Here is a 26,116-nt window from a genome sequence, read left to right on the forward strand (position 1 = left end):
CCCCCCCCCCCCCCCGCTTCCGCGTGTGCCGAGGTGGGGGACTGGGCCGCCGAGGTGGGGGACTGGGCGCGCGAGATGGGGGCTGGGCCGCCGAGGTGGGGGCCTGCGCGCGCGGGAGGGGGACTGGGCGCGCGAGGTGGGGGACTGGGCGCGCGAGGTGGGGTCTGAGGGACGGCGTCTCGTCCGGCGGCCTGCGCACGCGCACGACGCCGACCACCGCCTGACGCGCCCCGCTCGCCGACGCCGGGGTGCTCCGCGCCGTGCAGGCTTCCCCAGCAATGCAACTGGCGGAGCGCGACACGCGGATGCCCAGACCGGAAATGCCGAGGACCGGAGTCCAGAGCTGGGGAAAGGTGCGCACCAGCAGGGATGCCAAGCCCCGGGGGAATGAATTAGTTTGTGCAAGCAACTATCAAGGTGTATGGTTGTCTTCGGCAACTATCTAGGTGCTGCCGTCCCATCACTCCCTTTGCCGCGGAGGTTCCATGCCCGTCGATCCGGTGACCGCCCGCGAGCTGGTCCACAGAGTCTTCGACCTGCAGCGGATCGTCCGCTGCATCTCGGCGGGGGAGCTGCGCCGCCAGGATCTCGGCGTCGCCTCCCAGGGCGTGCTGCGCATGATCGGTGAGCACGGCGGCCGCGCCGTGGACCTCGCGGCGAAGCTGGGGGTGAGCGCCCCCGTCCTCTCTCGGCATCTCGCGGAGCTCGAGGGGCTGGGCCTTGTGGGGCGTGAGAGGGATCCCGAGGACGGCAGGGCGCAGCTGATCGGGCTCACGGAGGTGGGCTGGACGGTCCTGCGGGAGGTCGAGGAGCAGCGGATCGCCCGACTGCAGGAGCTCCTCGCGGACTGGGACGAGACCCAGGCCGTGGGCGCCGTCGACTCTCTCACCCAGCTCGTGGAGGCCCTGGGCAGGGGAGCCCGCCGCAGTCCAAGCCCACCATCAGCCCCCATTTCGGCGGACAAGTCCCCCATTTCGGCGGACAAGTCCCCCACTTCGGCGGACAAGTCCCCCATTTCGGCGGACAAGTCCCCCATTTCGAGCACCCCCGAGGAGGAGGACCACCTTGCAGCCCGCTGACACGGCTCCCCAGATGAGCCACCGCCAGATCCTCGAGGCCCTCACGGGCCTCCTCGCGGCCTTCTTCACCGCGATCCTCTCGAGCACGATCGTCGCGAACGCCCTGCCCACCATCATGGCGGACCTCGGCGGGACCCAGACCGACTTCGCGTGGGTCATCACCGCCGCCCTCCTGGCCAACGCCGTCACGACGCCCGTGTGGGGCAAGCTCGCAGACCTCTTCGACAAGAAGCTGCTCACCCAGCTGAACATCGCCGTGTTCGTGGCGGGCTCGGTGCTCGCGGGCCTCGCGCCGGGGATGCCCGTGCTGCTGGCCGCCCGCGTGGTCCAGGGGATCGGCATGGGCGGGCTCACGGCGCTCGCGATGGCGATCATCGGCACCATGATCCCGCCGCGGGAACGCGGGAGGTACTCGGGCTACATGGGCGCGGTCATGGCTGCGGCCACGGCCGGTGGGCCGCTGCTGGGCGGGCTGATCGTGGACTCGCCGCTCGGCTGGCGGTGGACGTTCTTCGTGTGCGTCCCGCTGGCCGTGGTCGCGATGGCACTCATCCAGAAGACCCTCCGGATCACCCACGTCAAGCGCGCGGCCCGGATCGACTGGCTCGGCACCATCCTCCTCGCCGTCTCGGTCTCGACCCTGCTCATCTGGGTCTCCTTCGCGGGCAAGGCCGGCTACTACGAGTGGTGGAGCTGGCAGACCGCGGCCATGGTGGGCGGCTCGCTCGTGGGGCTGGCCCTCCTGGTCCTCGTCGAGTCCCGCGTCGCCCAGCCGATCATCCCGCTCGGCATCATCGCGGAGCGGACCACCGCCCTGAGCATCGTCGCGTCCGCGGCGGTGGGCATCGCCATGTTCGGCTCCTCGTCCTTCCTCGGCCAGTACTTCCAGCTGGCGCGCGGCGCGAGCCCCACCGAGGCCGGCCTCCTGACCCTGCCGATGATCGCGGGCAACTTCCTCGGCGCGGTCGTCTCGGGCCAGCTCATCACCCGGTACGGGCGGTGGAAGCGGTTCCTCGTGCTCGGCTCGGCGCTGACCGTGGCGAGCCTTGCGCTCCTGGGCGCCATCGACCACACGACCGAGCTGTGGCTCACGGGCCTCTACACGGCCGTGCTCGGGCTGGGCCTGGGCATGACGATGCAGAACCTCGTCCTCGCCGTCCAGAACACCGTGCGCGCCACGGACATCGGCACCGCAAGCTCCACGGTCGCCTTCTTCCGCTCGGTGGCCGGCGCGGCGGGCGTCTCCGTGCTCGGCGCGGTCCTCTCGAACCGTTCGGGCGAGCTCGTCTCCGAGGGGCTCTCCCAGCACGGGATCAGTGCCGCGGGCCGCGGCGGCGGTGCGGGCAGCCTGGACGTGGCGCACATGCCGGAGCCGGTCGCGGAGGTGGTCCGGGCCGCGTTCGGGGACGCAACGGCCCTCGTGTTCCTCGTCTCCGCCGGGATCGCCGTGGTGGCGCTCATCGCCGTGCTGTTCATCCGCGAGGTCCCGCTGCGCCGCACCGTGGACGTCGTCCGTCCCGCGTCTGCCCGGGCGGGTGCGGTTCCGGGGGAGGAGGCGCACGACGACGGCGGGCCGGCCGACGCTGCCGGGGACCCCGCCGTCGTGCGCACCGCCCCGAATCCTCCCCAGGGCTGATACCCCGGCCCGGCCCTGCCGTTCTACGCTGGACTGGCGCCCCGGAGCACCGCCTCCCCCGCGGCACGCCGCTGGCGCCCTGTTCGAAGGACTCCTCATGCTCTTCACGCTGATCAGGCGCTACACCGCGGGATACTGGCCGTGGATCCTCGCGGTCGTGGTGTTCCAGCTCGCCACGACCATCGCGACCCTGTACCTGCCGAGCCTCAACGCGCAGATCATCGACGAGGGGGTGGCGCGCGGGGACACGGACTACATCTGGCGGCAGGGCGCCGTCATGCTCGCCGTGGCGCTGGCCCAGGTCGCCACGGCGATCGCCGCGGTGTACTTCGGCTCGAAGACGGCCATGGCGTTCGGCCGGGACCTGCGCAGGGCGGTGTTCCGCCGGGTCACGGCGTTCTCCGCGCAGGAGGTGCAGTCCTTCGGCCCGGCCACGCTCATCACGCGCGGGACCAATGACGTCCAGCAGGTCCAGATGCTCCTGCTCATGGGCCTGAACTTCATGGTGTCCACTCCCATCATGTGCATCGGCGGGATCATCATGGCCCTGCGCGAGGACCTCGGGCTGTCCTGGCTCGTGTGGGTCTCGGTGCCGGTGCTGTTCGTCATGGTGGGCTACCTCGTGTACCTGCTGATCCCGCTGTTCCGGGGCATGCAGACGCGGATCGACGGCATCAACGGCGTGCTGCGCGAGCAGATCATGGGCATCCGGGTGGTGCGCGCATTCGTGCGCGAGCCGTTCGAGGAGGGCCGCTTCGCCGAGGCCAACCGGGCCCTCACCGAGGTCTCCCTCAAGGTCGGGGCGATCTTCGTGCTCATGTTCCCGCTCATCATGATGCTCCTGCATGTGGCCACCGCCGCGGTCCTGTACTTCGGCGGGCAGCGCGTGGACGCCGGCGAGATGCAGGTGGGCGCGCTCACGGCGTTCCTGCAGTACCTCCTGCAGATCCTCATGGCGGTCATGATGGGCACGTTCATGGCGATGATGATCCCGCGGGCGGCGGTGAGCGCGGACCGCATCGGCGAGGTGCTCGGCGTCGTGCCCTCCATGGCGGCGCCCGCGGAGCCCGTGGTGCCCGCCTCGCGCGAGGGCGTGGTGGAGTTCCGGGACGTCACGTTCGCCTACCCGGGCGCCGAGGCCCCGGTCCTCTCGGGGCTGTCCTTCACCGCCCGACCGGGCCAGACCGTGGCCATCATCGGCGCGACGGGCTCGGGCAAGTCCACGCTCCTGTCCCTCATCCCGCGCCTCTACGACGCGGCCGGCGGGGAGGTGCTGCTGGACGGCGTGCCCGTGGACCGCATGCCGCGCTCCGAGATCACCTCCCGCGTGGCCATGGTGCCCCAACGGCCGTACCTGTTCTCGGGGTCGGTGGCGCACAACCTCCGCTTCGGGCGGCAGGAGGCGTCCGACGACGAGCTCTGGTCCGCGCTCGAGGTCGCCCAGGGCGCGGATTTCGTCCGCGAGAAGCCGCAGGGCCTGCTCGCGCCGATCGCGCAGGGCGGCACGAATGTCTCCGGGGGGCAGCGCCAGCGGCTGTGCATCGCACGGGCACTCGTCGCCGAGCCGGCCGTGTACCTGTTCGACGACTCGTTCTCGGCCCTCGACGTCGCGACCGACGCGCGGCTGCGCCGGGCCCTGCGGGAGCGCACGCGGGAGGCGACCGTCATCATCGTCGCCCAGCGCGTCTCCACGATCGTGGACGCAGACCAGATCCTCGTGCTGGACGGCGGGCGGATCGTGGACCGCGGCACCCATGAGGAGCTCCTCGGGACGAGCCCGACGTACCAGGAGATCGTGCAGTCGCAGATCACGGCGGAAGAAGTGGGGGAGACCGCGTGAGCACGCAGGACAAGCCTCAGGAAACGGGCGTCCAGGAGCCCGTCGAGGACGAGTACCAGCCGACCGAGGCGGACGGCAGCATGTTCGGCTCCATGCCGGCCAAGAAGGCGAAGGACTTCTGGCCCAGCGCCAAGCGGCTCATGGGCCTGCTCCGGCCCGAGCGCGCGCTCCTTGCCGTCGTCCTGGGCTTCATCGTCGTCTCCGTGGTCCTGACAGTCATCGCGCCGAAGATCCTCGGCGCCGCGATGGACGTGGTCTTCTCCGGCGCGATCGGGCGGCAGATGCCGCCGGGCGTGTCCAAGGACCAGGTCATCGAGGGACTGCGCGCGCAGGGCCAGGACAACTTCGCGGACATGCTCTCCGGCATGGAGCTCGTGCCGGGCGCGGGGATCGACTTCGGGCGCCTGACGTTCCTCCTCGCCGTCGTGCTGCTCATGTACTCGGTGGCCGGGGTGTTCATGTGGGCGCAGGGCTACCTGCTCAACCGGCTCGTCATGCGCGTCATCTACCGCCTGCGGCAGGACGTCGAGGCCAAGCTCAACCGGCTCCCGCTGGGGTACTTCGACACCCGCCAGCGCGGCGACGTGCTCTCCCGGGTGACGAACGACGTCGACAACATCCAGCAGGGCCTGCAGCAGGCGTTCTCCCAGCTGCTCTCCTCGGTGCTGCAGGTTGCGGGCATCGTGGTGATGATGTTCATCGTCTCGTGGCAGCTCGCGCTCATCGCCCTCATCGCGCTCCCGCTCTCCGGTGTGGTGGCGGGCGTGATCGGCTCGCGGAGCCAGAAGCTGTTCCAGGCGCAGTGGAAGAACACGGGCTCCCTCAACGGCACCATCGAGGAGTCGTTCTCGGGCCACGACCTCGCCACGGTGTTCGGCCGCCAGGAGGACCTCGTGCGCGAGTTCGACGCGAAGAACGAGGAGCTCTACAAGGCCTCGTTCGGCGCGCAGTTCGTCTCCGGCATGATCTTCCCCGTCATGAACTGGGTGAGCTACCTCGCCTACGTCGGGATCGCCGTCGTGGGCGGGCTCCGGGTCGCGGCCGGGCAGATGAGCCTCGGCGATGCAACCGCGTTCATCCAGTACTCGCGCGAGTTCACCCAGCCGCTCGGGCAGATCGCCGGGATGGCGAACATGCTGCAGTCCGGCGTGGCCTCCGCCGAGCGGACGTTCGAGCTGCTGGACGCCGACGAGGAGGAGCCCGAGACCGCGACCGCCCACCTGCCCGCCGTGACGGACGGGCACGTCGGCTTCGAGCACGTGACCTTCTCCTACACCCCGGACGCACCGCTCATCGAGGACCTCTCGCTCACCGCCGAGCCGGGCCACACCGTGGCGATCGTGGGCCCCACCGGCGCGGGCAAGACGACCCTCGTGAACCTCGTGATGCGCTTCTACGAGATCTCCTCGGGCCGGATCCTGCTGGACGGCGTGGACATCCGGGACCTCTCCCGCGCCGAGCTCCGCTCGAAGGTGGGCATGGTGCTCCAGGACGCCTGGCTGTTCGGCGGGACCATCTACGAGAACATCCGGTACGGGAACCTCGACGCGACCGAGGAGCAGGTCATGGCCGCGGCCAAGGCCACGTACGTGGACCGGTTCGTGCGCGCGCTGCCGGACGGGTACGAGACCGTGATCGACGAGGAGGGCACCAACGTCTCCGCGGGCGAGAAGCAGCTCATCACCATCGCCCGCGCGTTCGTCGCGGACCCGTCGCTGCTCATCCTCGACGAGGCGACCTCCTCCGTGGACACGCGCACCGAGCTCCTCGTGCAGAAGGCGATGGCCGCGCTGCGCACGGACCGGACCTCGTTCGTGATCGCGCACCGGCTCTCCACGATCCGGGACGCGGACACGATCCTCGTGATGGAGGCCGGGAAGATCGTCGAGCAGGGCGGGCACGAGGACCTGCTCGCCCGGGGCGGCGCCTACCACCGGCTGTACATGAGCCAGTTCGCGGGCGCGGCTCAGCAGGAGGGGTGACCGCTCGGGCAGGGCGAACCGGCAGCGGCGGGGCGTGAGAGGGCCGGCGGGCAGATCCTGCGCTTAAACTGCGCCGGAGCACGGGGAACCCCCGCACCCCGCGGGCCATACTTCTTGTGGCCGCTGGAAGCGATTCCCCCGGCCGCAGTCCGACCCCGCCGCTCAGAGAGGCTCCCGTGGCTCCCTCCACCGCCGCATCCGCCCGCCGTCCCCGGCCCGTGGCCGCATTGGTCTCGGCGGCCCTCGTGGCAGGCTCGTTCCTCGCCGCCGCCCCCGCCGCCCTCGCCGTGGACCGGGCCCCGGCTGACACGGTCCCGGCGGCACCCGGCGTCCAGCGGATCCCCGCCCAGGCGACCGACCGGCTCGTGGTGAAGTTCGCCGACCGTGCCAAGGCGCTCCCCGAGCGCGCGAAGGCCTACGGCCGGCTCGCCCGCGAACTCGGCCTTTCGGTCCGTGAGGTGCGCCAGACCGCGACCGGCGCGCAGGTCCTGGCGGCCGGGCACCGGCTCACCCCGCAGGAGGCTGCGGCGGCCGTCTCGAGCCTCAAGGCCAGCGGGCTCGTCCAGTACGCCGAGCCGGACACGGTCATGCAGCCGTCCTACACGCCCAACGACCCCGAGTACCCGCGGCAGTGGAACCTCTTCGAGGCGACCGGCGGCCTGAGCCTGCCGCCCGTGTGGGACCGCACCACCGGAGCGGGCGTCACAGTCGCGGTGGTGGACACGGGCATCACGGCGCACTCGGACCTCGCCGCGAACATCCTGCCCGGCTACGACTTCATCTCCGACCCTGCCGTGGCCCGCGATGGCGACGGGCGCGACGCCAACCCGCAGGACGAGGGCGACTACCTCGTCGCGGGGCAGTGCGGCGCCTCCCAGAGCTCGTCGTCGTCCTGGCACGGCACCCACGTGGCCGGGATCATCGGCGCGGTCGCCGGGAACGGCAAGGGCCTCGTCGGCGCGGCCTACGGCGCGAAGGTCGTCCCCGTGCGGGCCCTCGGCGCGTGCGGCGGGTACATGTCGGACATCGCCGACGGCCTCGTGTGGGGTTCCGGCGGCAGCGTTCCGGGCCTCCCGGCCAACGCGAACCCGGCCCGGATCGTGAACATGAGCCTCGGCGCAGCGGAGACATGCTCGGCCACCATGCAGGGCGCCATCAACGGCGCCGTGTCCCGCGGGGCGGCGGTCTTCGTGGCCGCCGGGAACTCGAACATGTCCACCGCGACCACCTCCCCGGCGAACTGCGCCAACGTCATCACCGTCGCCGCTACCAACCGCGCGGGCGTCCGCGCCCCGTACTCGAACTACGGCGCCGAGGTGGACATTGCGGCCCCGGGCGGCGACATGAGCGCCTCCGTCACGGGCGGGATCGCCTCCACGCTCAACGCCGGCACCACCACACCGGCAGGCGAGGCGTACGCCTACATGCAGGGCACCTCGATGGCCACCCCGATGGCCGCCGCGGCCGGCGCCCTCGTGCTCTCCCTCGAGCCCGCCCTCACGCCGGCGGAGCTCGAGGCCCGACTGAAGTCCACCGCGCGGCCCCTCGCGGCCCCCTGCGCCGGCTGCGGGACCGGGATCGTCGACCCGGCAGCGGCACTCGCCGCCCCAGTGGCGTCCCCGTCCGCCCTGTCCGGGCCGGTCCCGACCGTGGGCGGGACGGCGAAGGTCGGCTCCACGCTCACCGCCACCGCTGGCACGTGGGAGCCGGCCCCGGTCGAGCTGGCCTACCAGTGGAAGCGCGGCGGCGTCGCGATCCCCGGCGCCACCGCCGCGGCGTACACCGCGGTCGCGGCCGATGCCGGCACGTCCCTCTCGGTCACGGTCACCGGCACGAAGAGCGGCTTCGATCCGGTGTCCCAGACCTCCGCCGGCACGGCAGCCGTCGCCGCAGGGACGCTCGCGTCCTCCGCTCCGACCATCTCGGGCACGGCGAAGGTCGGCTACACGCTCAAGGCCAACCCCGGCACCTGGACCGCGGGCACGTCCTTCCGCTACCAGTGGTACCGCTCCGGCGCCGCGATCTCGGGAGCGACCGGGCAGTACTACAAGCTTGTGGCCGCCGACCGCGGACGCACCATGACCGTGCGCGTCACCGGTTCCCAGGCCGGGTACACGAGCGTCTCCCGCCTCTCGGCCGCCACCGCGGCGGTCGCGGCGGGGACGCTCGTGTCCTCGACCCCGACCATCTCGGGCACGGCGAAGGTCGGCTACACGCTCAAGGCCAACCCCGGCACCTGGACCGCCGGCACGTCCTTCTACTACCAGTGGTACCGCTCCGGCTGGGCCATCAAGGGCGCCACGGGCCAGTACTACAAGCTCACCTCCGTGGACCGGTACCGCGGCATCAAAGTCCGCGTGATCGGGGTCAAGGCCGGCTACACGTCGGTGGCCAGGTTCTCCGGGACCCGCACCGTCTACTGACCCGCACCGTCTATTGACACGCCCGCTGCTGGCGCCGCCTCCCGCTCAGCGCCCGCGGGTGCCGTGGCGCGAGCACTCTGCGCTCCAGCCCGCGGGCGTGATCTGCACCTTCATGCGCCGCCCGCAGTCGGCGCAGAAGCGCGGCGGTTCAAGCAGCGCACGACGCCGGCACTCGCCATGCGCTTCAGCCCCGCCATGCGCCTCGGCCTCGCCTGTCGCGCCCGCCCCGCCGGCCAGCACCCCGCCGGCCAGCACCCCGCCGCACTGGCCGCAGAAGGAGGCAGCGGCGTCGTGCGCCAAGGGCAACCCGGACCTCACAGCGCCTTCTGGAGCTCGCGGATCGGCATGCCGAGCTCGGAGAGGAGCGCGAGGTCGGAGTCCGCGGGCCGGCCGAGCGTGGTGAGGTAGTTCCCCACAATCACGGCGTTGATCCCGCCGAGGAGGCCCTCGCGCGTGCCGAGGTCGCCGAGGGCGAGCTCGCGCCCGCCTGCGTAGCGGAGCACGGTGCGCGGCATCGCGAGGCGGAACGCCGCGATGGTGCGCAGGGCGTCTCGGCCGTCCATGACCGGCTGGCCCTCGAGCGGCGTGCCGGGGCGCGGGTTGAGGAAGTTCAGCGGGACCTCGTGCGGGTCGAGCGCCGCGAGCTGCACGGCGAGCTCTGCGCGCTGCTCCAGCGTCTCGCCCATGCCCACGAGCGCCCCGCAGCACAGCTCCATGCCGCGCTCCTTGACCAGCCGGCAGGTCTCGAGCCGCTCCTCGTACGAGTGCGTCGTGACCACCTGCGGGAAGAAGCTCCGCGCGGTCTCGAGGTTGTGGTTGTAGCGGTGCACGCCCCACTCCGCGAGCTGGTCCGCCTGCCGCTCGGTGAGCATCCCGAGCGAGCACGCGATGTTGATCTCGACCTCCTCGCGGATGCGGCCGATCGCGAACTTCACCTGGTTCATGAGCCGGATGTCAGGCCCGCGCACGGCCGCGACGATGCAGAACTCGGTGGCCCCGGTCGCGGCGGTCTCCTTCGCGGCCTGGACCAGGCCCGGGATGTCGAGCCACAGCGCCCGCACGGGGGAGTCGAACACCCCCGACTGCGAGCAGAAGTGGCAGTCCTCGGGGCACCCGCCGGTCTTGATCGAGACGATCCCCTCGACCTCCACGTCCTCGCCGCAGTGCGCGAGCCGCACCTCGTGCGCGAGGTCCAGCGCCGCCGGGACGGCCTCGTCAGGCAGGCGCAGGATCTGCAGGACCTGGCCCTCGTCGAGGCCGACGCCGTCGCGCAGCACCTGTGAGCGGGCCTCGGCGAGGATGGGATGCTCCGCGCGCGGCTGGGCCGGGGGCTGGCCGGTCGGGCGGGCGCTGGGCTGGGCGGCTGGTCGGGCGGGGGACTGCGTCATGGGACCTCCTCGTCGTGGTGTGCACGACGCTATCGACGGCGGGGAGGCCCGGTTTTGTGGCTGTCCGCACAACGCGTGCGAACCCGTGTTGTGGGGATCCCACGAGAGAGCGCGCGGGGATCCCACGAGAGAGCGCGTGGGGATCCCGCGAGCGCGATCAGTAGTCCCGCGGCCCCGACTCGTCCGGCGTCGGCCCGAGGACGAAGTGCCGGCCCTCCACGTGGGTCGGGGTGATCTCGACGTAGACGTTCTTGAGCGTGGGGATCCATGACTCGATCCCGGCCGCCTCCGCGACGGCGATCTCGGCGGACGTCTCCAGGATGCGGGCATTGCCCTTGACCACGACGCTCCACGCCTCGTCCTCGAGGATCCCGTCCGCCTCGAAGGCGACCTGGGGGTGGATGACGAGCTCGGCGAGCTTGGTGCCCGGGGTGGTGCGGAGGTAGAGCCTGCGGTCCGACGCCCGGTAGTTGATCGGGACGATGTCCAGCTCGCCGGCGGCGTGCGTGGCGATGCGGCCGTGCCGGGTCTTCTCGAGCAGGTGCCAGCTCTCGTCCTCCGTGAGGATCCGGGCGGGATTGTCGTCGTCGTGCTGGAAGAGCATGGCAGTCCCCTTGTCTCCTTCGGTCTGTCCATCGTAGCCGCGGGTGCGGGACCTCCTGCAGGGTCCTTGGGCCTTGCCGGGCTAGGGTGTGCCCATCAGTGCAGTCCGAGGGAAGGAGAGCCCGTGCCCCCCTGGCTCGAGGCCCTGTTCTGGGGCTCCTTCGCCGGCGCCGCCCTCCTCCTGGGCGCCGGGATCGCGTGGAAGCTTCGGGTGCCGCCGAACGTCGTCGGGCTCGTCATGGCGTTCGGTGCCGGCGTGCTCATCTCGGCGCTCGCGTTCGAGCTCGTCGCCGACGCCCAGGAGGCCGGCGGGCTCGTGCCGACCGCCGCGGGCTTCCTGGCGGGCGCGGGCGCCTTCGTCGGCGCCAACGTGCTCATCGCACGCAGCGGCGCGCGGCACCGCAAGCGCTCGGGCACGCAGCAGGCCGAGGAGTCCGGCAGCGGACTCGCGATCGCCCTCGGCGCCCTCCTCGACGGCGTTCCCGAGTCGATCGTCCTCGGCCTGTCCGTGGTGAGCGGCGGAGCGGTGAGCCCCGCGATCGTGGCGGCGATCTTCATCTCCAACGTCCCCGAGGGCCTCTCGAGCACCTCGGGCATGCGCAACGCCGGCCGGCCGGGGCGGTACGTGTTCGGCGTGTGGGGCGGCATCGCGCTCGCGAGCGGCCTCGCCGCGCTCTTCGGCTTCCTGGCCCTCGACGGCGCCCCCGCCGAGGTGGTCGCGTTCATCACCGCCATCGCCGCCGGCGGCATCCTGGCCATGGTCGCGGACACGATGATCCCCGAGGCGTTCGAGCGCGAGCACCTCCTGACCGGCCTGGTCGCCTCGCTGGGCTTCCTCACCTCGTTCGTGATCAGCCAGGCCGGGTGACTGTGGTAGACCTGCACCCGTGAGCACTGAGGGCGCGGACGCGCAGACGGGCAGCGTGGACCGCGGGACGGCGCACGACGCCGGGCGGCGGCTCCGCGTGCAGGTCCCCATGCGCTGGGGTGACATGGATGCCTACGGGCACATCAACAACGTGGAGATCCTGAGGATGCTCGAGGAGGCGCGGATCGCGGCCTTCGGCCCTCCGGGCGGGACGGGCGCGGCCGGCATCGAGCCCCTCGTGCCGCTCTTCTCGGCGGTGCCGGACGGCACGCTGGCCCTCGTCGTCGAGCACCGCGTCCGCTACCTGCGCCCGCTGGACTACCGGAACGTGCCGGCCGAGGTGGACGTGTGGGTGAGCGGGGTCAAGGCCGCCGCGCTCACACTGGACTACGTGGTCCACGATCCCGTGGACGGCCACGAGTGCGTACGGGCCACCACGCAGCTCGCCTTCGTGCACGAGCCCACCGGCCGCCTCATGCGGCTCAGCGAGGAGCAGCGCGCCCAGCTCGCGTTGTACACAGGCCCGGGGCTCTTCGCGGCGGGCCGCGGCTGAGCCGTGCCATACTCGGGGCGTCGAGCACCCAAGGGGGGAACATGGACAGCCCATCCACGCCGCCGGTGGCCATCAGGCCGTCCGGGCCGGAAACGAAGCCGCCGCTCAAGCCGGGCCGCACCCTCGCCGTCGTCTCGCTCGTCTTCGGCGCAGTGGCCCTCCTGACCGCGTGGGTTCCCCTCGTGAACGTCGCCGGAATGGGACTGGCGGCCGCCGGCGCCGTGTGCGGCGGGATCGCGCTGGCCAGGAGGTCCGGTGCCAGAGGCCTCGCGCGGGCGGGCCTCGCGGTCTGCCTTGCCTCCATCCCCATGGCCTACACGGTCAACCAGACGGCCGCGCGGGTCATCTCGGAGTCCAACGCGCAGTTCGAGAAGTCCATGGCGACGTTCAAGGCCAAGGCCAAGGCCCAGCGCACGGTGGAGTTCCGCGTGACCACCAACGCGCCGGCGGTGGTGAGCTACCTCGGCGGGGACGGCAGCCAGAGGACACGGATCACCGAGGACTGGTCCACCGAGTTCACCGAGACGGGCATGCTCATCAGCATGCTGGACGTGGTCGCGGACCCTGCGGCGAAGTCCGCGAAGGTCAGCTGCGAGATCATCATCGACGGCCAGAGCGTCTCGAAGGAGACCGGCACCGCCCCGTACGCGAGCGCCAGCTGCTACGGGAGCGACAGTGACGGCCCCCTGCACGTCCCCGAGTAGCCGCGCTGCGCCTGCTGCCTGCTGCCCGGGCGGCTGACCCGGACGTTGCCTGCCCGTAACCGCAGGGACACGCGGATCGGGCATCATGGACACGTCCCGGGTGTTCGGCGCGTCACACTCGGTCACCGTGCATGGTGACCGCTCGGTAACACGCCAGCATGGGACCAAAGGGGGGCCCGGCGCAGTGCCGGAGGCCGCACCGAGTGAACCGAACGCAATGAGAGGCAGACCATGGCGAGGAACGCAAACGGGGCAGAGAAGCTGGACCTTCGGCTCAAGGCAGTGCTGGACGGGCTCGCGGAGGCGGCCCGCGCAGACCAGATCGTGGACGCGCGCGCCGTCCTGGCCGGCGCGGTGGAGAAGGTCCCCTTCGATGACCACGAGGCCTTCCTCCTCTCCGGCGGCATCCCGCGCGGGCACAAGGCCCTGACGGCGGCCACGGCGAAGCTCGTCAAGGCCGGCTGGATGGTCAAGGGCCGCGCCGGCTGGGCCATCACCGAGGAGGGGCTGCGCGCCACGGTCGCGTTCACGACCGCGATCGAGCTCTCGCGGGCGCTCGCCGCCGGCACCCCGGTCCCCGCGCACGTCGCGCTCCCGGCTGCCGCCCCCGCAGCGGAGTCGCTGGCCGAGGCCGCTGTCCAGGAGGCCGCCGCCCCGGGCCACGCCGTCACCGTGGAGGCGCTCGTCGCGCCGTCGGCCCTCTCGGACGAGGCCCAGGTGGCCGAGGCCGTGGCCGTCGCGGACATCGCCCATCCGGACTCCACCCAGCCGGACGCCGTCGCGATCGCCGGCGACTTCGCTGCCTACCTCGGGGCGGAGGCGGACTGGTCCCCGGAGGATGACGCCGTCCAGATGGGGCTGGACGCCCTCACGCGCCGCTGGATGCGCACGGTCGAGCTGCCCGCCGGCCACTACCAGTTCAAGATCGCACTCAACCGCTCGTGGAATGAGAACTACGGCGCGTTCGGTGCCTTCGACGGCGCGAACCATGAACTTGCGCACGACGGCGGCCCGGTCACCATCGCGTACGACCACAGCACGAAGGACATCGCCTTCTCCTGATCTGCCGCCCGGTCCAGCCCAGCCGCGGCAGCGGCGTGTGCGGCGGTGACGGCCGTGCGCGGCGAGGAATGTCACCGCGCGGTGGAAGACTGGAGCGTCCGGTCCCGCAGGGTCCGGGCGCGAGAGTCTGAAGAGCGGTCGGGAGAGCAGTACGTGCGCAGGATGTCGCGTCGGATCGGCAGGGCGTTGGGCCTGCTCGTGGCGCTGGGAATGATGGCAGTCGCGGCGTGGGCGGCGGGGCTCGTGGCCCCGGCCGTCCCCCGTGGGGCGGGTGCGGGCGAGACGGCCTCCGCGCCGGCCACCCCCGGAGTGGCGCCGGGCGCGGCCAGTGGCACGGCACCGGGCACGGCAGGCCCGGGGACGTCCGCCCCGGTCAAGGCTGACGCCGGTGCCGTGCCGGCTGAGCGGGTCGCCGCGGCCCGCGCCGGGCTCGCCTCGATCCCGGTCAAGGGCCGGGCGGCCCGGAGCGGGTACGAGCGCAGCGAGTTCGGCCCTGCCTGGGCGGACGTGGACCGGAACGGCTGCGACACGCGCAACGACATCCTCGCGCGGGACCTCACCGTCCTGGCCTTCCGCCCCGGCACGCACGACTGCGTGGTCCTGACGGGCATCCTGCTGGACCCCTACACGGGGCAGCGGATCGACTTCGAGCGCGGCCCCCGCTCGGCCGAGGTGCAGATCGACCACCTCGTGCCCCTCGCGGACGCGTGGCAGAAGGGCGCCCAGGCCTGGACGGCGGAGCGGCGCGAGCGCTTCGCGAACGACCCCGCGAACCTCCTGGCCGTGGACGGCGACGAGAACCAGTCCAAGGGCGCGGGCGATCTTGCCACGTGGCTTCCCCCGAACAAGGCGTTCCGCTGCGAGTACACGGTGCGGATCGTGGCGGTGAAGGCCGAGTACGGGCTCTGGATGACCGAGGCCGAGCACCGGCGCGCGGGGGAGCTCCTGGCCGCCTGTTCCTGACGCGGTACATCTAGGACGCGTCGAGGAACCGGGACCGCGCCGCCTTGGGCAGCTTCTCGATCGCGTGGCGCAGCGCGGTGCGCGACATCCGCGGCGCGCACCGGGCCAGGAACGGCTCGAGCTCCTGCGCGGGTGCCCCGCGCAGGGCCCACCCGAGGGCCTTCTGCACCTCCGGATCCGGGTCCGCGGCGAGCGCGTCGGCCACCGCGAAGAGGTCCGCGCACTCGCCGGCCTCGAGGAAGTACGCGGCCGCGACGATGGCCGTGCGCCGCTCGTGCGGGGATTCTGAGGCGGCGAGCGCCAGGAGCGGGTGGCGGGGCCGGTCGGCGAGGTACCCGCCCACCACGTGGGCGGCTGCCCGGTCCACGAGGTCCCAGGAGTCGATCCGGTCGTGCCGGCGCAGGTACAGCTCGTAGAGCTCGCGCCTGCGCTCCGGCGTGGTGGGCCGGCGGGCCTGGACGTCCATGATGGTCAAGGCTCCCACGCGCGCCTCGTGCCAGGGGCTGTCCAGCAGCGCCTCGATCTGCGGCAGCGGCATCTCCGCCGAGGCCCGTGCCAGCTCGAGCACGCGGCCCATCGGCACCCCGAGGAACCTGTCCCGGCCCTTGCGCGCCAGCGGGAAGGCGCGTTTGTACTTCCTCAGCTCGTCGTCCGAGCTGAGCGACTCGAGCGCCGCGACGAAGCCGACTGCGGTGAGAGCACCGTCCACGATGACCACCCCCACGGAACTGCTGACGAACCCTGGTTCGAGGGTAAGCCCAGCGATTGGCGACTGGGGAGTCACAAAGTGGTCTGCGTCACATTGCGTCGCAGGTCAGGGCAGGTATGGCCGCACGATCGCGATGAGCTGGTCCCTCACGAGCACGGACGGGGCGGAGAGGTCCACCGTCGCCGCGCCGAGGCGGTGGCCGGACGAGATGAACGACTCCTCGAGCTTGCTCCCCGTCGCCGGGTACACGAGGAGCCCGCCCGCCGTGAGCGATGCGGGGTCGGTGCCCACCTCCTGCTCGCGCACGTGCGCGTAGAGCTGGTAGAGGTGGCCCGAGTCCAGGGTCTCGCGGGCGAAGCGCCCGGTCCTGAGGGCTGCGGTGAACTTGGTGTCCACGATGAGCCGGCGCCCCTGCGAGGGCACGTCGATCCACACGTCCGTGACCATGTGCGGCAGCACGGCCGCCATGCCGAGCGTCGCGTCGAGGGTCTTCCACCCCACCTTGCGGCCCTGGTGCACGGTCCAGCCGCGCTGGCGTCCGTGCACGGAGTAGAACCCGGCCACCGCGCGCTGGAAGAGGTTGCGGAACTGCCGCTCGTCCAGCGTGCCGCGGCCGTGGCCGGGGTTGCTGCGGCCGAAGGGGAGGGAGAGCTGGAGGGCGAGCCGCGCCGCGAGCAGCACCGAGCGGTCCTGGTGGTCGTTGCGCGTGAGGCGCCCCTCGGCGTCGCGCTGGCCGGCCCGCAGGTCCAGCCGGCCCACGCCGAGGTCCCCGAGCCGCATCGACTGGCCCTTGCACCGGCGCACGAGCTCCTCGTCCTCGCACAGGCGTGCTATGGATTCGAGGGCGGTGCGGATGAGCCGATTCCGGGGCGTGTCCACCGTGAGCTCGTCGAACCGGCAGGCCACAAGCCCGCGGGAGAGGAGCTGGTGGGACTCGGTGCGGAGCGTGTCGATCCCGCCGCGCACCCGGGCGAGGTCCCGGGAGGTCTTGGTGAACGAGGGCGTGAGCGGGCGCCGCAGGCGGTCCTCGGTGCTGGCCGCGAGCAGTTCGGCGAGGAGCTCCGGCAGCTTCTCGGGGTACTCCTCGATCCCGTCGAACGCCTCCGGCCCGGACTGGTAGAAGTCGGACGCGTACAGCAGCAGGAGCCACACGTTGCGGACGGGGATGCGCACCCCGCCGGCGATCACCACGGTGCCCTCCGCCGCCGTCGTGCGCGTCCCCTCGAGGTCGGAAGACGGCGCGGACGGCGCGGACGGCGCAGACGACGCCGCCGCTCCCGCCGCTGGGGCGGGGTCCGTCACCTGAGGCCTTCGAGCAGGGCCGCCGAGGCGGACTCGGCCTTCGAGGCGTCGTCGAACCAGTACTCCTCGAGCGTGGGCACGATCTCCGTGTCCACGACGCCGCGGAACCAGTCCGAGAACGAGTCTACGCGCTCCTCGGCCGGCGGGGTGACGAAGCTGTGGCCCAGGCGGAACTCGGACCCGAGCGCGGGGTCGTCCGCGATCCGCTCGTTGAGGGCCTCGAAGCGGTGCCGGATGAGCTCGAGCTCCTTGGACTCCACGCCGTGGCGGCTGGCCATCCACGCCTGCCAGGCGTCGTTGACGCTGGGCTCGAGGGAGACGAACGCGAAGCGGCGGCGGAACGCGAGGTCCATGATCGCGAGCGAGCGGTCGGCGAGGTTCATGGTGCCGATGATGAACAGGTTGCTCGGCACGTGCACGCTCTCGGTGCCCGACCGCGGGTACGCGAGCTGCAGGGACTCTCGCGGGGAGCGCTTGCCGGCCTCGATGAGGGTGAGCAGCTCGCCGAAGACCTGGACCGGGTTGCCGCGGTTGATCTCCTCGATGAGCACCACGTGCGGGACGTCCGGCCGCGCGTTGGCCCGCTCCACCATCTCCAGGAACGGCCCGTCCACGAGGGTCAGCTTCCCGTCCGAGCCGGGGCGCCAGCCGCGCACGAAGTCCTCGTAGCTCGAGTTCGGGTGGAACTGCGTGGCGCGGAGGGCGGACTTGTTGTCCCGCGTCCCGATGAGCGCGTAGGCGAGGCGGCGGGCCAGCCACGTCTTGCCGGTGCCGGGAGGGCCCTGGAGGATGAGGTTCTTCTTGGAGCGCCACCGGGCCAGATAGCCGTTGAGGTCCGACTCGTCGATGAAGCAGCCGTCCGCGACGATGTCCCGGACCGTGTAGCTGGACTGGGGGGAGAGCGGGGTCGGGTCGTCCTCCGCCTCGGGGGCCTCGTCCGCGCCGGGGTCCGTGTGGGCGCCCGTGGCCTGCCGCTCGAGGTACGCCGTCCAGGTCAGCTCGGGGAAGGAGTTCACCGCGAACTGAGGGTCCTCGAACTTCGCCGCGAGGGTGTCCAGGAGCTTGACGTAGGCCTCGCCGTCCGCAGTGAAGAAGTCCTGGTCCAGCATGAGCTCGGTCTTGAGGTACTGGCGCGAGCGGCCGTCCAGCGGGACGAAGTTCCACGGGCGCACCCAGAACAGGCCCATGGTGAGCTTGGTGCCGACCCGGTAGATGTCGCGGGCGCGGTCGTAGGCGGCGGCGAGGCGCAGGCGCTCATGGTCCTCGCCCGAGGCCGCCGCGGCGAGGGCCGCCTCGAAGACGTCCCACAGGCTGTCGATGTCGTCCCGCTGGCGGGTGCCGGCGGGCGGGAAGAACCACGAGTTCTGGTTGTTCAGGAGCGGGATGCCGTCGAAGCTCGTGGGCACCGGGACGTTCACGCCGAGGAACTGCGCCCAGTCCTGCGCGACCTCGGTGCGCTTCTCGGGGGTCGTGCCGCGGTTGAACGTGCCGAGCACGGTGAAGGGGCAGATGTCCTTGAGCGGCACCGGGTTGTCCCGCCAGTCGCGGTCCATGAGGAACCCGAGGGCCTCGTGGCGCTCCTGCATCTCGCGCAGGTGGGCGAGGAGATCGGTGCGGCGGTTGCGGAAGGCGAGCAGCGCCGTCGCCATCGCCTCGTAGAACGTGGTCCACTCGAAGTGCTGCGCCGGCTTGGGGTCCACGTCGCCGAAGCGCTTGGCCCAGGCGGGGTCGTTGCGGAAGCGGTCGGTGTCCTGCGCATCGCCCCAGAACGCGAAGCGGAGGAGGGCCGCGCGCATCCAGTGGCTGGGGGTGACCTTCCAGATGGACTGGCGGCCGGTGTAGAGGAACCACTCGCGGGGCCGCTCGAGGCGCTTCCACTCGACGCCGATCTTGCGGCCGTCACCCGGGTTCGCGGTGATGGTGCCCACCGCGGTGATGCCCATGACCGGCACGGCGTGGCCGCGGGAGTCGAACGGGAGCGCGGTGCGGCGCACGTAGGTGGTCTTGAGGGCGATCCGGTCGCCGATCTTCATCGACTTGACCGAGTCCAGGTAGCGGTCCTCGAACCCGTTCTCCCAGATCCCCTCGGCGAGGAACTGGTCGGTGCGGTCGTATGGCTCCTGGCCCGCCGAGCGGGCTCCTACGAACCAGTACTGCCCCTCGGGAACGCCCGCTTCCACCATTGCTGCCCTGCCTCCTGTGACCGCACCTGTCGATGGCACCAGAGCATTGAATCATGTTTCGGTTAACGGCGGGTGGCCGTGTACAACGGGCTCTCCGGCCCGTGATCCCGCCGTTCGCCGGGGGGTCCGGAGAACCGCTGTGCGCACCCGCGGTGCCCGGGCCGGCCCCCCATTTCAATGCCGTCCCGGACACCGCGTTCCGCACCCTGCCCGTCCTGTCCCGACGTGGCGGATGGGGCGGTGGCGCGGCCGGTCCGGTGGGGGACCGGCCGCACTCCCAAGGCAATCAGAGGGGTCCGACAGTTCTCGCACGCACCTGCATTCGCTCCCCGTCCCCGGCCCCAGCCGTGAACCCGGCCCCAGCCGTGAACCCGGACCCCGCCCTGAACCCGGCCCCCGCCGCAGCCTCGGCCTCGGGCCTCCGCAGCTGGGTCGGTCACACGCTCGCGAGAGCGTCCGCGATGGGCGTCTCGCCCTGGTTGAAGCCGATGAACTCGCGCACCGTGCGGGGCTCGCGCAGGGCCGCGGCAGCCACCGCCGCGACGTCCGCCCGGCTCACGCTGCCTGCCTGCGTGTGGTCTGCGAGGGAGATCCGGCCCGTCCCCGGCTCGAGGGTGAGCGACGACGGCCCGAGGATCGTCCAGTCCAGCGCTGTGCCCCGCAGGTGCTCGTCCGCGGCGGCCTTCGCCTCGGCATAGTGGAAGAACGGGTTGTCCTCGGGGACGCCGTGGTCGGGGCGGGCCCCGAGGTAGGAGACCATGACGTAGCGCGGCACACGCGCTTCCGCGGCGGCGTCCATCGAGCGGATCGCGGCGTCGCGGTCCACCGCATAGGTGCGCGGGGGATTGCCGCCGCCGGCCCCCGCAGACCACACGACGGCGTCGTGCCCGGCGAGCAGTGCGGCGAGCCCGGCCGTGTCGAGGCGCTCGACGTCGGCGACCACCGCTGTCGCGCCCGTCGCCTCGACCTCGGCGACGTGCTCGGGCGTGCGGACGACCGAGGTGACCTCGTCCCCGCGTTCCACGAGGAGCGGGGCGAGCAGGAGGGCGACTTTCCCATGGCCGCCGATGATCGCGATGCGCGACATGCGTGTTCCTTCCGTCGATGACGGGTACACGCTAGCGGGTCCGGGGCCGGGCCCGCCTGCCAGTCCGCGGAGGTCAGTCGACGGTCTTGACGATGTAGACGTCGCACGGCGCCGCGTGGGCCACCGCGTTCGCCACACTCCCGAGGACCCGGCCGAGGCCCTGCATGCGCCGGTTGCCCACCACGATCATGCGCGCGCTGTGGAGCTCCGCCTCGGCGATGAGCGCATCGGCGGGCCTGCCGCGGCCGGCCGCGTACGTCGTCGTGAGCCCGGGCGCGGCGAGCTTCGCCGCGGCGTTCTTCGCGATGCCCAGGGCCGTGTCCGCGTCGGAGTGGATCCAGGTGTCGCTGCCGCTGCCCACCACCTCGGTGCGGTTGCCCTCGAACGCGCAGACGACGTGCAGGGGCGCTCGGAGCGCCACCGCGAGATCGCGCGCGGCCTCGGCCGCCTTCCCTGCCGTCACGGATCCGTCGACGCCGACGATGATCGGTCCAGTCACGATGTGCCCTTCCGGTGGTGTGAGCCGCCCCTGCGGCCCTTGGGGCCAGCCTACTGGGAGGCCCCCACCGCCGGGGCGGCGCACGCGGGGCCAATGTCCGGGCGCCGAGACTACCCGCCGTCCAGGAGCCACTCGGCAATCGCGGCGGAGATCCGCTGCCCGGTCTGCGACTCGTAGTAGCTGAACGCCGGCGAGGGGTTGACCTCGAAGCACACCACCCGGCCCTCCGGGGCGAGGCGCAGGTCGATGCCCGCGAGCGGGAGCCCGAGGGAGTCGGCCAGCCCGATGCAGCGCTCGAGGAGTGGTTCGGGCAGGTCCGCGGGCCGCAGCTCGGCGCTCCCGCCGTCCCGTGTGGCATACCGGTAGTCGGTCGCCTCGCTCGCGATCTCCGTGGCAAACGCCCGCCGGCCCACCACATGGACGCGCACGTCGGTCCCGGGGACGCGCTCCTGGAACTGGGTGGGGCACCAGCGGATGAGGGCCAGCCGGGCGGCGTCGTCGGCGCCGAACTCCCGGACGATCGAGCGCACGCCGCTGGCCGACTTGTACACGATCCGCCCGTGCCGCTCCCGGAAGCGCAGGACGGCGTCCGGATCGTTCGTGATGAGGGTCTCCGGGACGCTGAAGCCCTGGGCGCGGATCCGCTGCGCCTGGTAGGGCTTCGAGGAGTTGGACGCCTGCGGGCGGGCCCGGTTGAGGACCCGCGCCCCGGTGGCCTCGAACCACTCGGCGATCCCGGCGTGCAGGGAGCGGCATGCCTCCCTGCGCGGCGAGCCGGCCGGCTCGGGCTCGATGTCCGGCAGCCGCGAGTCGTCCATGAGCCGGGTGAACACGCCGTGCACGGACTCGAGCGCAACCTCGCCCCCGGGCAGGCCGAGCGCGCCGGTGATGCGCCGGCCCCGGACCTCCGCATCGAGCCACGACTCGTCCCAGTGGCGCTGGTCGAATACGGCGACGGGGGCGCCGCGCTCGGCCAGCCGCTCGGCGACGAGCCGGACCGGCGGCTCCGACGGGATGCCTGCCAGGAGGATCATGCCGGCGCTCCCGTCCGTGTCCGCGCCCCGAGGGCCGCCGCCAGCAGGTCCAGCACGGCGGGGCCGCAGAGGCGCAGGTCGGGCACGAGGTCCGCCGCGACGAACTCGCCGTCCGGGCCGAGTCGGACGCCGAGGCACTCCGCCTCGGCGAGGTCGGCGAGACGGGCGAGGGGCTCGTGCAGGGAGGGCGGCACGGCTCCGAACACGCGGCCGAGGAGGACGACGGCGCTGCGGCCTCGCGCTGCGCCGTCGCCTCCCGCCAGTGAGCCGCGGAGTGCGGCCTCCGCAGGCCCGCCGTCCCCCGTGTCCCCCCGGGCTGCCGTGTCCCCCCGGGCTGCAGAGCGCAGGCCGCCCCTGAGGCGGAGCGGGGCAGGGGCCAGGCCCGCGGCCTCTGCGAGCGCCGCCCACTCTGCGGGGTAGCGCCACTCGCCCGCGAGCCCGGCCGGGTGCGGGCTCCCCACGAACGGCACCCCGCTCCCGGCGAGGGCGGCGAGCCAGGACAGGGTCACGGCCGCGAGCTCCTCGCGGGCGTAGTCCAGGTCCTCCCGGGAGACCCCCGGGGTGGCCGGCCGCGGGACCACGGCGAGCCGATTGAGGACGCCGTCCACCTCGCCGGCGGTGAGCCGACGGCCCAGCGGCAGTTCGAGTGCGAGCCCGGAGCCGCCGTCGTCCACCGTGTGCTCGATGCGCAGGGCGCAGGTGAGCTCGGCCCCGGTGGCGAGGAGGACGTCGGCGCCGCGGGCCCGCAGGCCCGCAGCCGCCCAGGCCGCCGAAGGGTCCGGCGGGGAGCACAGCACGAGGATCACGGCCTAGCCCTCCGCCGGCTTCTCGGCGTCCTTGAGGTCCTTCTCGTCCTTGGACTGCGCGGACTGGTCCTCGAGCCCGTCGTAGCCGAGGGCGCCGGCGCCCAGATCCGGGCGCAGGGCCTGGTCGATGAAGTGGGCCAGCTCGGCGACCGTCCCCTCGAGCGCCGCGAGCCGGTCCTCCGCGGACGGCCCCTCGGCCTGCGGGCCGCCGAAGCCGCCCAGGCCTCCACCGCCGATGCGGCCCCAGTCGATGTCGCGGATCTTGTCCCGCTCCTTGATCTCGACCTTCTCGAGCTTCTCGCGCTTGCCCTCCTTGATCTCGACCTTCTCGAGCTTGCCTTCCTTGATCTCGATCTTCTCGCGCTTTCCTTCCTTGATCTCGACTTTCTCGAGCTTCTCGGCCTTGCCGTCCTTGATGTCCTTGACCTTGATCAGGCCGACGAGGGCGCGCAGGTCCGGGAGGTTCCCGATCCGCTGGGTGGCCGGCCGGTCCGGGGCGTCGGTCTGCGGGGAGCCGGTGCTGCGCAGCCGCGAGCGGACCTGGGCCGGGGTCTTGCGGCCCGAGCCGGCGGCGCTGATGCCCTGGTAGCACGCGACCGCGCCGACCACGATCGGCGAGGCGCTCGAGGTCCCGCTGAACGTGTCGGTGTACCAGAGGTCCTCGTTGGGCCCGCCCTGCAGGCCGCCGTAGCCGGTGGTCGTCACCTCGCGGCCCCAGCCCTGGGCGTCCACCCGTGCGCCGAAGTTGGAGAACCCGAGGCGGGAGCGGCCGGGGCCATGGTCGCGGCCGTGCGTCCCGACCGGCGGGGCGCCGGCCCCCACGACGACCGCCCCGGAATCGGCGGCGCCACCGCGGAAGGGGTTGGTCCACGAGGAGGGGAAGCCCGAGGGGCGGGTGTCGTAGAGGGCATCGTCCAGGTTCTCCGCACCGTTTCCGGCTGCCTCGACCACGATCACCCCGCGTCCGAGGGCGTAGCGGATCGCCGCGAAGTCGTCGGGCCACCACTCGACCGCGATGTACCCGAGCTGGTCGGCGCGGCTCTGGAAGCTGTGGCGCGGGCCCGGCCGGTGGAGCTCGATGAGGATGACGTCCCCGGCGGAGAGCGCGTCCGCGGCCTGGCGGATCGCGCCGGCCGAGCCGGGGCCGAAGATGGAGATCGCGCGGATGTTCGCATCGGGGGCGATGCCCAGCACGCCGATGGAGTTGTGGTCGGCGCTGATCTCGCCTGCGACGGCCGTGCCGTGGTTGCGCCATCCGAGGTCCGTGGACTGGGTCCCGCCGATCACCCCGCCCTGGTTGAGCAGGAGGTCCTCGTGCGTGAACCGCCACGCGCCCTCGACGTCGATGACGCGGACGCCCTGTCCCCGCCCTCCGGGTCGGGTCCAGGCCCAGCGGGCGTTGATGCCGCCCGGTGCCGCCTCGAGGTAGCCCTGGTTGGCGCTGAAGTCCGGCGTGACCGGCGGTGCCTCCTCGGCCGGGGCTGCAGCGGCCTCGCGCTCGAGGCTGTCGTCCGGGGCGATCGGGGGCTCGGCGGGAGGCTTGACGAAGGCGGCCTCGACGGAGTCGTTCGCTGCGAGCTCCTCGGCCAGCTCGTCGGCGCTGCCGCTGAAGCCGGTCACGGAGAAGTAGCTGAGCAGGTCCGTTCCGACGCTCTCCTGCGCGGTGCCCTGGAGGCGCTCGGTGAGGCGGTTGGCGGGCCCGAAGCTGCGCGTGAGCTGGGCCCCCCCGGGGAGGGCGCTGCGGAGCTCCGCCTCCATCGCCGTGCTCTCGGCGACGTCGCTGCGGTGGATGCCCGCGCCGGTGTGCGCGGTGACGACCACCACTTCGACCGGCCCTGCGGGCGCGTGCGTGCTGTTGTCTGCGGGGCGGCTCTTGGCCATGGTTCAGTCCTCGGACTCGGTCCGGCCCTCGGCCGGCGCATCGGGGGGTTTGAGGTAGGCCCCGTCGACCTCCGGCAGGGCCAGAAGGGTCTCGACGAGGGCATCCGCGTCCTCGGGGCGGACGCGGAGGAGCCAGAACAGGGAGAGGGAAGGGTCCGCCGTCCCCTCGAACTGGGCGCGGGGCTCGGCGCCGGAGGAGGCAGCCGCTCGGCGCACTGCCTCGGGAAGTGCCTGCGGGTCCGGGCCGCTAGACGCAGCCCGGGTCGCGCGGAGCACCATGTGGACGTCAACGAATTCGCTCATCGTCGGCCTCGGAAGGATTCCTGTGGTGTGGCCATCTCAAGCGGACGGAATAATTCTAGTCGATGGATAAACCCCCGCGTCAAGGGTTTGCGGGATTCAATGCGTCAGCGACTGCCACGAGGCTCGCGTCCGTCGCGAAGAAGCTCATGTGGTCGGTGGCCAGTACCTGGACGGCGGGCGAAGGGGTCCGGCCCGCGGGGACCGCCTGGGCGCTCTCCACCGAGACGGCGAGGTCATTCGGCGCCCGGAAGAACACGGCGTCGACCACCCTGTCCACGATCCCGCCCGGGGAGAGCCGCTCCAGGAGCCGGGGCAGCCGGCCGTCCGCGAGCTCGCGGGGGAGCAGCGAGCGGTCGCCTACCAGCAGGTGGTAGGGCACCCCGGGGTCCGGGGCCTTGGCCAGGGCGGTGAGGAAGGGCGATCCCTTCTGCATCTGGTCAAGCGCCGTGTCCACCTTCTCGATCGTCCCCATCACGGCCGCGAGTGCCGCGACCGGCCACGCCACCGGCAGCATGCCGTTCGCCGCGACGCCGAGGGCCACGGTGGCCCACCGCTGCACGGACGGCCACGGGGAGCCGGCGTGAGGCGTCCCGAGCGTGACGAGGCTGTCCACGTGGACGCCGCGCTCGGCCTCGATGAGCTGCCGGGCCACGAGCCCGCCCATCGAATGCGCCACGATGTCCAGCCGCTTACCGTGCTCCCCGGCCAGTCCCACCTCGGCGAGCCGGGCCTTGAGCAGGGCCGCGTTCTCCTCGATCGAGGTGTTGATGTTCTCGTAGTCGAAGGCGAGCACCACGCCGTAGCCGGGTCCCACGGGCGGGGCCGCGCCGCTGACCCGCGAGCTGCGGGCCATGTCCCCGGTGTCGCCGAGGATGCCGTGCACGTACAGCAGAACAGCGTCGGCGCGCCGCACCGCATCGGCGACCCTGCCGGCGTCGTCCTCGTAGCTGAGCGCACCGTCCTGGCCCACCGTGGCGAGCCGGAGCAGCGGGTACTTGGGCGGCAGGCCGAGGACGCCGCCCACGAGCTTGCGGAAGAGGATCCGGATGGACCCGGTCAGCGAGCGCTCGGTGCGGACCGGGTCGCAGAGCCGCTCGAGCACGATCTCCGTGCCCCGGGCCGCCGTCCCTGCCCCTGCCGCGGGGGCGGCCCCCCCCCCCCCCCCCGGGGGGGGGGGCGCGCCCCCCCCGCGGCCGGGGGAGCACGCGGCG

Annotated in this window: 23 protein-coding genes; 10 read left to right on the forward strand and 13 right to left on the reverse strand. The window is 72.5% G+C overall.

What is annotated here, in order from left to right:
- Nucleotides 1–485 precede the first annotated feature (485 nt).
- The 5 genes from ABCQ75_RS10320 (at nucleotide 486) to ABCQ75_RS10340 (ending at nucleotide 8,960) form a co-directional block, all read left to right on the forward strand.
- A complete protein-coding gene (locus tag ABCQ75_RS10320; RefSeq protein WP_345885285.1) occupies nucleotides 486–1,079 on the forward strand; it encodes a MarR family winged helix-turn-helix transcriptional regulator in 594 nt (197 codons plus the stop codon).
- Nucleotides 1,080–1,092: 13 nt separating this feature from the next.
- Nucleotides 1,093–2,715 (forward strand): MDR family MFS transporter, encoded by a 1,623-nt coding sequence (locus tag ABCQ75_RS10325; RefSeq protein WP_460985787.1) that lies wholly within the window; start codon nucleotides 1,093–1,095, stop codon nucleotides 2,713–2,715.
- Nucleotides 2,716–2,812: 97 nt separating this feature from the next.
- Nucleotides 2,813–4,555: an ABC transporter ATP-binding protein gene (locus ABCQ75_RS10330; protein ID WP_345885286.1), complete on the forward strand. Its 1,743-nt coding sequence runs from the start codon at nucleotides 2,813–2,815 to the stop codon at nucleotides 4,553–4,555.
- A gap of 80 nt (nucleotides 4,556–4,635) precedes the next feature.
- Nucleotides 4,636–6,537 carry an ABC transporter ATP-binding protein gene (locus ABCQ75_RS10335; protein WP_345885402.1) on the forward strand — a complete coding sequence of 634 codons (1,902 nt, stop codon included), beginning with the start codon at nucleotides 4,636–4,638 and terminating at the stop codon, nucleotides 6,535–6,537.
- 176 nt (nucleotides 6,538–6,713) lie between these two features.
- Nucleotides 6,714–8,960, forward strand: a complete 2,247-nt coding sequence (locus ABCQ75_RS10340; protein WP_345885287.1) for a S8 family serine peptidase — start codon at nucleotides 6,714–6,716, stop codon at nucleotides 8,958–8,960.
- A gap of 45 nt (nucleotides 8,961–9,005) precedes the next feature.
- On the opposite strand, the gene bsaP is transcribed toward ABCQ75_RS10340, so the two are convergent.
- The 3 genes from bsaP to ABCQ75_RS10355 form a co-directional block, all read right to left on the reverse strand.
- Nucleotides 9,006–9,278, reverse strand: a complete 273-nt coding sequence (bsaP, locus tag ABCQ75_RS10345) for a biotin synthase auxiliary protein BsaP (RefSeq protein WP_345885288.1) — start codon at nucleotides 9,276–9,278, stop codon at nucleotides 9,006–9,008.
- Nucleotides 9,275–10,348: a biotin synthase BioB gene (gene bioB, locus ABCQ75_RS10350; protein WP_345885289.1), complete on the reverse strand. Its 1,074-nt coding sequence runs from the start codon at nucleotides 10,346–10,348 to the stop codon at nucleotides 9,275–9,277. Before bioB ends, bsaP begins: the two co-directional genes overlap by 4 nt.
- A gap of 157 nt (nucleotides 10,349–10,505) precedes the next feature.
- Nucleotides 10,506–10,952: a pyridoxamine 5'-phosphate oxidase family protein gene (locus ABCQ75_RS10355; protein ID WP_345885290.1), complete on the reverse strand. Its 447-nt coding sequence runs from the start codon at nucleotides 10,950–10,952 to the stop codon at nucleotides 10,506–10,508.
- 123 nt (nucleotides 10,953–11,075) lie between these two features.
- Between ABCQ75_RS10355 and ABCQ75_RS10360 the strand changes: the two genes are divergently transcribed.
- The 5 genes from ABCQ75_RS10360 to ABCQ75_RS10380 all read left to right on the forward strand — a co-directional run bounded on the left by ABCQ75_RS10360 (nucleotide 11,076) and on the right by ABCQ75_RS10380 (nucleotide 15,101).
- The gene (locus ABCQ75_RS10360; protein WP_345885291.1) at nucleotides 11,076–11,819 is read left to right on the forward strand and encodes a ZIP family metal transporter; all 744 of its coding nucleotides are present in this window, start codon (nucleotides 11,076–11,078) and stop codon (nucleotides 11,817–11,819) included.
- Nucleotides 11,820–11,928: 109 nt separating this feature from the next.
- Entirely contained in the window at nucleotides 11,929–12,372 is a 444-nt protein-coding gene (locus ABCQ75_RS10365; protein WP_345885403.1) for an acyl-CoA thioesterase, read from the forward strand.
- 41 nt (nucleotides 12,373–12,413) lie between these two features.
- Complete coding sequence (locus ABCQ75_RS10370) at nucleotides 12,414–13,076, forward strand: hypothetical protein (RefSeq protein WP_345885292.1); 663 nt, start codon at nucleotides 12,414–12,416, stop codon at nucleotides 13,074–13,076.
- 231 nt (nucleotides 13,077–13,307) lie between these two features.
- On the forward strand, nucleotides 13,308–14,138 hold the full coding sequence (locus ABCQ75_RS10375; protein WP_345885293.1) for a pullulanase X25 domain-containing protein: 831 nt from the start codon (nucleotides 13,308–13,310) through the stop codon (nucleotides 14,136–14,138).
- A gap of 210 nt (nucleotides 14,139–14,348) precedes the next feature.
- Complete coding sequence (locus ABCQ75_RS10380) at nucleotides 14,349–15,101, forward strand: HNH endonuclease family protein (RefSeq protein WP_345885294.1); 753 nt, start codon at nucleotides 14,349–14,351, stop codon at nucleotides 15,099–15,101.
- 10 nt (nucleotides 15,102–15,111) lie between these two features.
- Here the strand turns inward: ABCQ75_RS10380 and ABCQ75_RS10385 are convergent, their stop codons facing one another.
- The 10 genes from ABCQ75_RS10385 to ABCQ75_RS10430 form a co-directional block, all read right to left on the reverse strand.
- Nucleotides 15,112–15,825 carry a DNA alkylation repair protein gene (locus ABCQ75_RS10385; RefSeq protein WP_345885295.1) on the reverse strand — a complete coding sequence of 238 codons (714 nt, stop codon included), beginning with the start codon at nucleotides 15,823–15,825 and terminating at the stop codon, nucleotides 15,112–15,114.
- 90 nt (nucleotides 15,826–15,915) lie between these two features.
- Complete coding sequence (locus tag ABCQ75_RS10390; RefSeq protein WP_345885296.1) at nucleotides 15,916–17,112, reverse strand: 5-methylcytosine restriction system specificity protein McrC; 1,197 nt, start codon at nucleotides 17,110–17,112, stop codon at nucleotides 15,916–15,918.
- Nucleotides 17,109–19,295 (reverse strand): McrB family protein, encoded by a 2,187-nt coding sequence (locus ABCQ75_RS10395; RefSeq protein ID WP_345885297.1) that lies wholly within the window; start codon nucleotides 19,293–19,295, stop codon nucleotides 17,109–17,111. The genes ABCQ75_RS10390 and ABCQ75_RS10395 overlap by 4 nt, the downstream gene beginning before the upstream one ends.
- 436 nt (nucleotides 19,296–19,731) lie before the next feature.
- Nucleotides 19,732–20,382 carry an SDR family oxidoreductase gene (locus ABCQ75_RS10400; protein ID WP_345885298.1) on the reverse strand — a complete coding sequence of 217 codons (651 nt, stop codon included), beginning with the start codon at nucleotides 20,380–20,382 and terminating at the stop codon, nucleotides 19,732–19,734.
- 73 nt (nucleotides 20,383–20,455) lie between these two features.
- Nucleotides 20,456–20,881, reverse strand: coding sequence for a universal stress protein (locus ABCQ75_RS10405; protein ID WP_345885299.1), 426 nt, complete (start codon nucleotides 20,879–20,881; stop codon nucleotides 20,456–20,458).
- Nucleotides 20,882–20,991: 110 nt separating this feature from the next.
- Entirely contained in the window at nucleotides 20,992–21,915 is a 924-nt protein-coding gene (locus ABCQ75_RS10410) for an MvdC/MvdD family ATP grasp protein (RefSeq protein ID WP_345885300.1), read from the reverse strand.
- Nucleotides 21,912–22,721: a hypothetical protein gene (locus tag ABCQ75_RS10415; RefSeq protein WP_345885301.1), complete on the reverse strand. Its 810-nt coding sequence runs from the start codon at nucleotides 22,719–22,721 to the stop codon at nucleotides 21,912–21,914. Before ABCQ75_RS10415 ends, ABCQ75_RS10410 begins: the two co-directional genes overlap by 4 nt.
- A 3-nt stretch (nucleotides 22,722–22,724) precedes the next feature.
- The gene (locus ABCQ75_RS10420) at nucleotides 22,725–24,602 is read right to left on the reverse strand and encodes a S8 family serine peptidase (RefSeq protein WP_345885302.1); all 1,878 of its coding nucleotides are present in this window, start codon (nucleotides 24,600–24,602) and stop codon (nucleotides 22,725–22,727) included.
- A gap of 3 nt (nucleotides 24,603–24,605) precedes the next feature.
- Nucleotides 24,606–24,905 carry a hypothetical protein gene (locus ABCQ75_RS10425; protein WP_345885303.1) on the reverse strand — a complete coding sequence of 100 codons (300 nt, stop codon included), beginning with the start codon at nucleotides 24,903–24,905 and terminating at the stop codon, nucleotides 24,606–24,608.
- Between the two features lie 79 nt (nucleotides 24,906–24,984).
- Nucleotides 24,985–26,007, reverse strand: a complete 1,023-nt coding sequence (locus ABCQ75_RS10430; protein ID WP_345885304.1) for an esterase/lipase family protein — start codon at nucleotides 26,005–26,007, stop codon at nucleotides 24,985–24,987.
- Between the last annotated feature and the right edge of the window lie 109 nt (nucleotides 26,008–26,116).

This window comes from Sinomonas halotolerans (assembly GCF_039615075.1).
In the GTDB taxonomy this organism is placed as follows: domain Bacteria; phylum Actinomycetota; class Actinomycetes; order Actinomycetales; family Micrococcaceae; genus Sinomonas; species Sinomonas halotolerans.

Coding starts and splice junctions, on each gene's coding strand:
- bioB (WP_345885289.1), bottom strand. CDS start 10,348: ATGACGCAGTCCCCCGCCCGACCAGCCGCCCAGCCCAGCGCCCGCCCG.
- ABCQ75_RS10410 (WP_345885300.1), bottom strand. CDS start 21,915: ATGATCCTCCTGGCAGGCATCCCGTCGGAGCCGCCGGTCCGGCTCGTC.
- ABCQ75_RS10420 (WP_345885302.1), bottom strand. CDS start 24,602: ATGGCCAAGAGCCGCCCCGCAGACAACAGCACGCACGCGCCCGCAGGG.
- ABCQ75_RS10400 (WP_345885298.1), bottom strand. CDS start 20,382: ATGTCGCGCATCGCGATCATCGGCGGCCATGGGAAAGTCGCCCTCCTG.
- ABCQ75_RS10325 (WP_460985787.1), top strand. CDS start 1,093: ATGAGCCACCGCCAGATCCTCGAGGCCCTCACGGGCCTCCTCGCGGCC.
- ABCQ75_RS10425 (WP_345885303.1), bottom strand. CDS start 24,905: ATGAGCGAATTCGTTGACGTCCACATGGTGCTCCGCGCGACCCGGGCT.
- ABCQ75_RS10355 (WP_345885290.1), bottom strand. CDS start 10,952: ATGCTCTTCCAGCACGACGACGACAATCCCGCCCGGATCCTCACGGAG.
- ABCQ75_RS10335 (WP_345885402.1), top strand. CDS start 4,636: ATGTTCGGCTCCATGCCGGCCAAGAAGGCGAAGGACTTCTGGCCCAGC.
- ABCQ75_RS10380 (WP_345885294.1), top strand. CDS start 14,349: ATGATGGCAGTCGCGGCGTGGGCGGCGGGGCTCGTGGCCCCGGCCGTC.
- ABCQ75_RS10365 (WP_345885403.1), top strand. CDS start 11,929: ATGCGCTGGGGTGACATGGATGCCTACGGGCACATCAACAACGTGGAG.
- ABCQ75_RS10320 (WP_345885285.1), top strand. CDS start 486: ATGCCCGTCGATCCGGTGACCGCCCGCGAGCTGGTCCACAGAGTCTTC.
- ABCQ75_RS10395 (WP_345885297.1), bottom strand. CDS start 19,295: ATGGTGGAAGCGGGCGTTCCCGAGGGGCAGTACTGGTTCGTAGGAGCC.
- ABCQ75_RS10370 (WP_345885292.1), top strand. CDS start 12,414: ATGGACAGCCCATCCACGCCGCCGGTGGCCATCAGGCCGTCCGGGCCG.
- ABCQ75_RS10330 (WP_345885286.1), top strand. CDS start 2,813: ATGCTCTTCACGCTGATCAGGCGCTACACCGCGGGATACTGGCCGTGG.
- ABCQ75_RS10375 (WP_345885293.1), top strand. CDS start 13,308: ATGGCGAGGAACGCAAACGGGGCAGAGAAGCTGGACCTTCGGCTCAAG.